Raw genomic sequence first — 8,166 nt, forward strand, 5'->3', positions numbered from 1 at the left:
GACTCGGATAGGGCACAAGAGTTCAAAATAAAAAAATAATAGGGAAAATAAAAATTTAAAAGGCACAATTTAATTACAAATATGAAAAATCATATAGTAAATTCTATAAATAACTGGAAAAAACGGGAATAATAACAAAAATAAAAATCAGAAAATACTGAATATATTGAAAATACTGATAATATTTAGGGTAATGTAAAAAAATTAATACAGGGGGATTTTAAATATGAAAAATAATGAGTTTAATTATAAAAAATATGTGAAACCAGAATTTCAACCAAAGAACTTTACAAATCGTGAATGGCCAGACAAGGAAATAACTAAAGCACCTATATGGTGTAGTGTAGACTTAAGAGACGGAAATCAATCACTACCTACACCAATGAGCGTAGACGAAAAAATGAGAATGTTTAACATGCTACTAGAAGTTGGATTTAAGGAAATTGAAATAGGATTTCCATCAGCATCACAAACTGAATACGATTTTTTAAGAAAATTAATAGATGAAAACTTAATACCAGATGATGTAAAGGTACAAGTTTTAACTCAATCAAGAGAACACTTAATAACAAAAACTTTTGAAGCATTAAAAGGATGTAAAAATGCAATAGTTCATTTATACAACTCAACATCAGTTTTACAAAGAGATGTAGTGTTCAATATGAATAAAGAGGAAATAATAGATATAGCTGTTAAAGGGGCAAAATTAATAAAAGAAGAAGCTGCTAAATATCCAGAAACAAACTTCCAATTTGAATATTCACCAGAAAGCTTTACTGGAACTGAAATGGACTATGCATTAGAAATATGTGAAGCAGTTATGGATGTATGGGAACCAACTCCAGAAAATAAGATGATAATCAACTTACCATCAACAGTGGAAATGACTACACCAAATAGATATGCAGATCAAATCGAATGGTTTAGTAAAACTGTTAAAAATAGAGATTGTGTATCAATAAGCTTACATCCACACAATGATAGAGGAACATCAACAGCTGCAGCTGAATTAGGATTACTTGCAGGGGCAGATAGAATAGAAGGAACTTTATTTGGAAATGGAGAGAGAACAGGAAACTTAGACATATTAGTAGTTGGTATGAATATGTACTCTCAAGGTATAGATCCTGAACTTGATTTTTCAGATATAAACGATATAGCAGAAATATACAAGGATTGTACAAAATTAAGTATTCATGAAAGACATCCATATGTAGGAGATTTAGTATTCACAGCATTCTCTGGATCACACCAAGATGCTATAAGAAAAGGTATGAAGGCGAGAGAAGCAAGACACGAATATATCTGGCAAGTTCCATACTTACCACTAGATCCTCACGATTTAGGAAGAGAATACAAAGAAATCATCAGAATCAATTCACAATCAGGTAAAGGTGGAGCAGCGTATATCATGGAAAGTGAATTTGGATACAATATGCCAAAGGCTATGCAAAAATACTTTGGTAAAGTTGTTAAAAAATGTTCAGATTCAATGGGAAAAGAACTTTCTCCACAAGAAATATTTGGATTATTTGAAAAATGGTATATCAATATAGAAACACCATATAAATTAACAAAATATAAAATAAGCTCAGCTGATTCTGATTCATTTGATGTTGAAAATGGTGATGTTGCTACAAATATGCTAGAATTAGAAGCTATTATAAACTTTAATAACCATAATTACACAATAAAAGGAATTGGTAATGGACCAGTAGATGCTTTCAGTAATGCATTAATGGAACAAGAAGAAGAAGAATTAAAACCACTTAAAAATTATAAGTTCGTACATTATCATGAACATGCTCTTGGTGAAGGTTCACATGTTAAAGGTGTTGCTTACATACAAATCGATACTGGTGCTACTGAACCATACTTCGGAGTTGGGATATCTGAAAATATAAATACAGCAGCTATAAGTGCACTTATGCATGCTATAAACAAGAGCTACATAAAAATGAATGTAGAATAATAAAAATTGTTATTTAGATATATAGGCTTTAGCTTTTTAGCTATAGCCTATCAACTTAAACATTGAGAATTGGTATATATTAATATAGAAATAGAGGAGGACACTACAATGGGAATGACCATGACACAAAAAATCCTAGCAAAGCACGCAGGGATGGACGAAGTAAAAAAAGGACAATTAATAGAAGCTAACCTAGATTTAGTATTAGGAAACGATATAACTACTCCAGTTGCAATAACTGAATTTAATAAATTAGGAATAAATGAAGTATTCGATAAAACTAAGGTTACAATAGTTTGTGATCACTTCACACCAAACAAGGATATAAAAAGTGCAGAACAATGTAAGGTAGCGAGAACTTTCGCTAGAGGAAAAGAAGTAGTAAACTACTTTGACGTAGGTCAAATGGGTATAGAACACTGCTTACTACCAGAAAAAGGATTAGTAACAGCAGGTGATGTAGTAATAGGAGCTGACTCACATACTTGTACATATGGAGCACTTGGTGCTTTCTCAACAGGTATAGGATCAACTGATATGGCTGCTGGTATGGCAACAGGAAAAGCATGGTTTAAGGTTCCTGGAGCAATCAAATTTGTTCTTAAAAACAAACCAGCTAAATGGATCAGTGGTAAAGATATAATCCTTCACATAATCGGTGAAATCGGAGTTGACGGTGCTAGATACATGTCAATGGAATTCACAGGAGACGGTGTTGGATACTTGACAATGGATGATAGATTTACAATTTGTAATATGGCTATAGAAGCAGGGGCTAAAAATGGTATATTCCCTGTTGATGAAACAACTAAAGAATACATGGCTGCTCATCCATGTGCAACTATAGAAAAAAATCCAACTGTATATGAAGCAGACGAAGATGCTGAATACGACAGAGTGATTGAAATAGATTTAAGTCAATTAAAACCAACAGTAGCATTTCCACATCTACCAGAAAATACAAAAACTACTGATGAAATAACTGAAGATATAAAAATAGATCAAGTAATAATCGGTTCTTGTACAAATGGTAGAATAGAAGATATGAGAATAGCTGCAGAAATATTAAAAGGTAAAAAAGTTGCTGATGATGTAAGATGTATAGTTTTCCCAGGAACACAAGCAATCTATCTTGAAGCAATAGAAAAAGGATATATAACTGATATGGTACTTGCAGGAGCTGCAATTTCAACACCAACATGTGGACCATGCTTAGGTGGACATATGGGTATATTAGCAGCAGGAGAAAGAGCAGTATCAACTACAAATAGAAACTTTGTAGGTAGAATGGGACATACAGAATCAGAAATTTACTTAGCAAGTCCAGCAGTTGCAGCAGCATCTGCAATAACAGGAAAAATATCATCACCAAGTGAAGTTTGTGGAGGGGAAAAATAATGTTAGCAAGTGGAAAAGTTTTTAAATATGGAGATAATATAGATACAGACGTAATTATACCAGCGAGATACTTAAATACACCTGATATGAAGGAATTAGCATCTCACTGTATGGAGGATATAGATACAGAATTCGCTAAAAAAGTAGAAGAAGGCGATATAATAGTAGCAAATAAAAACTTTGGATGTGGTTCTTCAAGAGAGCATGCTCCAATAGCTATAAAAGAAAGTGGTATTTCATGTGTAATAGCATCTACTTTTGCTAGAATTTTCTATAGAAATGCTATAAATATAGGGCTTCCAATACTTGAATGTGAAGAAGCAGCAAAGGGAATTGAAGAAGGCGATAAGGTAGAAATAGATTTTAACACAGGTATAATCAAAAACGTAACTAAAGGTGAAACTTACCAAGCAGAACCATTCCCAGAATTTATGCAAAACATAATTCAAAATGGTGGTTTAATTAAATCTATAGGAAAAAAATAAATAATTACAAAGTATAAATAATATTTGGGAAAAGTAGCTTATGAAAGATATAAGGGAAAATTAGAAACCAACCAGGGGGATTACGATAGATGGATTTTAAAATAGCAGTTATAAAAGGGGACGGTGTAGGTCCTGAAATTATAGACGAAGGAATAAAAGTTTTAAATAAAATAGGTGAAAAATACAATCATAAATTTGAATGTACAAATGTTTTAGGTGGTGGAGCAGCTATAGATGCTACAGGAGTTCCACTTCCTGAAGAATCTTTAGATATATGTAAAAAAAGCGATGCAGTACTTCTAGGTGCAGTTGGTGGACCAAAATGGGACAACATACCAAGTGAAAGAAGACCAGAAAAAGGATTACTAGCACTTAGATCAGGATTAGGATTATTTGTTAATCTAAGACCTGCGACTATGCACGAAAGCATCAAGGAAGCATCTCCACTTAGAGCTGACATAGTTGAAAAAGGGGTAGACTTTGTAGTTGTAAGAGAGCTTACAGGTGGAATTTACTTCGGCGAAAGAAAAACAGGTGTAGAAAATGGTGTTGAATTTGCATACGATGTAGAAAAATATGACGAAAATGAAATTAGAAGAATCGGTAAAAAAGCTTTTGAAACAGCAATGATAAGAAATAAAAAATTAACTTGTGTAGATAAAGCCAACGTTCTTGACAGCTCTAAATTATGGAGAAAGGTTTTAAATGAACTTGCAAATGATTATCCAGAAGTAGAATTATCATATATGTATGTAGATAATGCGGCAATGCAATTAGTAAAAGATCCTTCTCAATTTGATGTTATCGTAACTAACAATATATTTGGTGACATAATATCAGATGAAGCTTCAATGATAACAGGTTCTATAGGAATGCTACCATCAGCTTCAGTTAGAGGAGACGACTTCGGTATGTACGAACCAATTCATGGTAGTGCACCTGATATAGCAGGCCAAAATGTAGTAAACCCAATTGCTACAATATTATCAGTAGCTATGATGCTTAGATACAGCTTCAAATTAGAAGAAGAAGCTAAGGCTATAGAAGCAGCAGTTACAGATGTTTTAAATGCTGGATACAGAACTAAGGATATCTATAACGGTGTTGGAACTGTAGTTGGAACTAAGGAAATGGGAGATTTAATAGCAAAACAAATATAGTTTAAATGAATTTTAGAGGATTTATCTCTTAATAATATGATTAATTACAAAACAAATACAGTATAACGGAAGATCCATAGGGTGTAGATGAAGTATTTATGCCTTATGGATTTTTTGTTGGATATTTGATATAAAATAAAAAAATATCCCCAATCATGTACTTTGACTGGAGATGTTTTAAATTTAGTTAGTATGCTCTTTTATTATTTCTTGTACTCTTTGAGTATCTACTTTAGTAAGCTTAGATATTTGATTTTCATCTAGACCTTCTGAGTACATGTTTAAGATAATTTCAATTTTACCTTCAATTTTGCCTTTTTCATAGCCACGTTTTTCAACTTCTGGATCATATAATGTCTTTGTCATAATACTCACCTCTTCTTCCAAACTCTCATCATCAATGTAATTTCTGTTTAAGTACTCAATTAGATTTTGTATTGCTAATAACATTTTATGAAAATCTTCACCAAAATATAGCTTTGTTATACCGTCTTTAATTCTTTCGCTGTTCTCTTTACCTTTTCTGAATCCGTATTCAAATGTTCTAATTACCATAGTATTATCATTTTTAGTTTGAAATTCTATGTGGTAATTCATTTTATTCTTGTCAAAATTACTGTTTCCCTTTTCAAAAACCTTAAAAATCATATCTGCTCTCAAAACATCTAATGTCTCATCGATAAATTCGCTATTTGTAATGCTTACACTGACTTCATCTGGATTAAAATTCTCCTCAAATATAGCATTGAGAAGTTTTATTAGTACTTTATTAGAGGTAGTGAATAAACGTTTTAAAATTTCGTCAAGTTTTACTGTATCCCTGGTTGTCATATGTTATCCCTACTTTCCTCAATATAATTATAGCTTAAAAGCTTGTATTTTTAAATAAATAACTATTATAATTATGTAACCAAAATAAGGATATTATACGTTTTATCGTAAGTTTAGATATGAGCTTTTATCATTGGATGTAAACGATAAAGGTGAGGAAATAGAATCTATAATAGACGATATTATAAAATCTCAATATGAAGCTGACTATACTGAACATGAGCTTGATGAGCTAGAAGAAGTACAAATGAATAAAATTTTAGGTTATGCGAATGTAGTTCAAAATTCGATGCTAGAAGAGTGTGAATTAGTTGCTAATATGGGAATTGATTGTGAAACAGAGGATTTTCCAGTAGAATTTGATGATTGTGGTAGCCTTTATTTCTATATAAAAGAGGACGATTTGAAATCTAGTAATTTTGAGAATATATGGTGTATATTACAGTGCTATTAAGAAAAAAAGTCACTCCTAAGGGGGTGACATTAAAAAATCTATTTAAGACAGGGTCTATTTTATTCTTACTTTGGGGAAAGCAGAATATGAATATTAAGCTAGAATAATAAAAAAAAGTCAGAAGACACTTAAAGTCTTCTGACTTGTATATACGTTTTCAAACATAAATTCCATAACTTAATTTTCTAATTTAATTATAATTGCTTTTGCAAAAATTGTCAATCATTTATTTTATTTTTACGTAAATATTTATTATAAACTATGGAGTTGCTCTATAGTCAATAGTTTTTAATCTAAAACTATAGTATTTTTTGTTTTTAAAAGTTTAGCAGAATTTATTATAACAAATACTGAACCTAGGTTGTGGACTAGAGCTCCAACTACAGGGTTTAGGATACCAGTCATAGCAAGTATTATAGCTACAAAGTTTAGTATTAGTGAAAATGCGACGTTCCATCTTATAGTACTCATAGTTTTTTTAGCTAAGAAAAGTAAGTAAGGAATATTTTTAATGTCATCGCTTACTAATGCTATATCTGAAGCCTCTATAGCTATATCACTACCTATAGATCCCATTGATATACCGACATTTGCATATTTTAGTGCTAGAGCATCATTTACTCCATCGCCTATCATACAAGTAGAATCTCCTTGGTCTTCTAATTTCTTGATGATGTTCATTTTATCCTCTGGAAGTAGACTAGAATAAACTTTTTCTATGCCAATAGAATTTGCTATATTTTTTGCGCTGTATTCGTTGTCTCCAGTCAGCATAATAGGAGTTACATTGTCATTTTTTATAAGTTTTATTATGTTTTTACTTTCTTCTCTTACTACATCAGAAAGTGCTGCATATCCGATTAATTCATTATTTATTGATAAATAGATAACTGTACATCCTTTTTTAGAAAATTCATCTGAGAAATTTATGATATTTTCTTTTATATCTATATTGGCACCTTGCATAATTTTTAAGTTACCTACTAAAATGTCTTTGTCCTCTAAAGTAGCCTTTATACCTTTACCAGGATTTACAGTAAAGTCTTTTACTTCTAACAAATCTTGGTTGTTTTCTTTATAATAAGCTGTAATTGCTTTGCCAAGTGGATGTTCTGAGTAAGATTCAACTGATGCTAAAATTTTCAAAAATTCATCATCGCTGTAATTATCGCTGAAGCTTTTATAATCTGCAACTGATAATTTACCGTAAGTTAAAGTTCCTGTTTTATCAAAGGCTATATTTTTTATTTTAGATAATCTCTCGACAATATCTCCGCCTTTTATAAGTATACCGTATTTAGTAGCATTTCCGATTCCTGCCATTATGGCTGTTGGAGTAGCAAGTACTAATGCACAAGGACAAAATACGACTAGTATAGTTACAGATCTTAGAATTTGATGAGTCACTAAAAAAGTTCCTACAGAGGATACTAAAGCGATAACTACTATCCATGTAGCCCATCTATCAGTTAAGCTTACAATAGGTGCTTTAGAAGCATCGGCTTCTTCAACAAGACGTATCATTCTCTTTAGAGAACTGTTGTTAGATGTCTTTGTAGCTTTGATATCAAAAGTAGAAAATTGATTTATAGTTCCACTTAGAACCTCATCTCCAACGCTTTTATCTACTGGAAGAGATTCTCCATTCATTATTGATTCGTCTATAGAGCCTTCACCCTTTATTATAACTCCATCTACTGGAATTGTTTCACCAGCGATAACTCTTACGATGTCGTTTATTTGGACATCATCTGCTTCGATTAATACTTCTTCGCCATCTCTTATAACTCTAGCTTTTTGAGGTGTTAATTTTATCAGATTTTCAATTCCTGATTGTGCTTTTTCTACTGTCAAGTCTTCAAGTAA

Annotated in this window: 7 protein-coding genes; 5 read left to right on the top strand and 2 right to left on the bottom strand. The window is 31.6% G+C overall.

What is annotated here, in order from left to right:
• Positions 1-226 precede the first annotated feature (226 nt).
• The 4 genes from leuA (at position 227) to leuB (ending at position 5,015) form a co-directional block, all read left to right on the top strand.
• Positions 227-1,972 carry a 2-isopropylmalate synthase gene (leuA, locus tag ACI3VO_RS00870; RefSeq protein WP_439756086.1) on the top strand — a complete coding sequence of 582 codons (1,746 nt, stop codon included), beginning with the start codon at positions 227-229 and terminating at the stop codon, positions 1,970-1,972.
• Between the two features lie 108 nt (positions 1,973-2,080).
• A complete protein-coding gene (gene leuC / locus ACI3VO_RS00875) occupies positions 2,081-3,370 on the top strand; it encodes a 3-isopropylmalate dehydratase large subunit (protein ID WP_439756087.1) in 1,290 nt (429 codons plus the stop codon).
• Entirely contained in the window at positions 3,370-3,855 is a 486-nt protein-coding gene (gene leuD / locus ACI3VO_RS00880) for a 3-isopropylmalate dehydratase small subunit (protein ID WP_439756088.1), read from the top strand. Before leuC ends, leuD begins: the two co-directional genes overlap by 1 nt.
• Before the next feature lie 89 nt (positions 3,856-3,944).
• Positions 3,945-5,015 (top strand): 3-isopropylmalate dehydrogenase, encoded by a 1,071-nt coding sequence (gene leuB, locus ACI3VO_RS00885; RefSeq protein WP_439756089.1) that lies wholly within the window; start codon positions 3,945-3,947, stop codon positions 5,013-5,015.
• 183 nt (positions 5,016-5,198) lie between these two features.
• Here leuB and ACI3VO_RS00890 read toward each other — a convergent pair whose 3' ends face one another.
• Positions 5,199-5,846, bottom strand: coding sequence for a hypothetical protein (locus ACI3VO_RS00890; RefSeq protein ID WP_439756090.1), 648 nt, complete (start codon positions 5,844-5,846; stop codon positions 5,199-5,201).
• A 133-nt stretch (positions 5,847-5,979) separates the two neighbouring features.
• Between ACI3VO_RS00890 and ACI3VO_RS00895 the strand changes: the two genes are divergently transcribed.
• On the top strand, positions 5,980-6,300 hold the full coding sequence (locus ACI3VO_RS00895) for a DUF1963 domain-containing protein (protein WP_439756091.1): 321 nt from the start codon (positions 5,980-5,982) through the stop codon (positions 6,298-6,300).
• A 288-nt stretch (positions 6,301-6,588) separates the two neighbouring features.
• On the opposite strand, the gene ACI3VO_RS00900 is transcribed toward ACI3VO_RS00895, so the two are convergent.
• The coding region (locus ACI3VO_RS00900) for a heavy metal translocating P-type ATPase (protein ID WP_439756092.1) at positions 6,589-8,166 on the bottom strand (1,578 nt) is incomplete at its 5' end.

The sequence above is a fragment of the Intestinibacter sp. genome (assembly GCF_051866655.1).
Lineage (GTDB): Bacteria > Bacillota > Clostridia > Peptostreptococcales > Peptostreptococcaceae > Intestinibacter.

Excerpts from the sequence above, each read along its gene's own strand:
- leuB (WP_439756089.1), top strand. The coding sequence starts at position 3,945 with ATGGATTTTAAAATAGCAGTTATAAAAGGGGACGGTGTAGGTCCTGAA.
- leuA (WP_439756086.1), top strand. The coding sequence starts at position 227 with ATGAAAAATAATGAGTTTAATTATAAAAAATATGTGAAACCAGAATTT.
- ACI3VO_RS00890 (WP_439756090.1), bottom strand. The coding sequence starts at position 5,846 with ATGACAACCAGGGATACAGTAAAACTTGACGAAATTTTAAAACGTTTA.
- leuD (WP_439756088.1), top strand. The coding sequence starts at position 3,370 with ATGTTAGCAAGTGGAAAAGTTTTTAAATATGGAGATAATATAGATACA.
- leuC (WP_439756087.1), top strand. The coding sequence starts at position 2,081 with ATGGGAATGACCATGACACAAAAAATCCTAGCAAAGCACGCAGGGATG.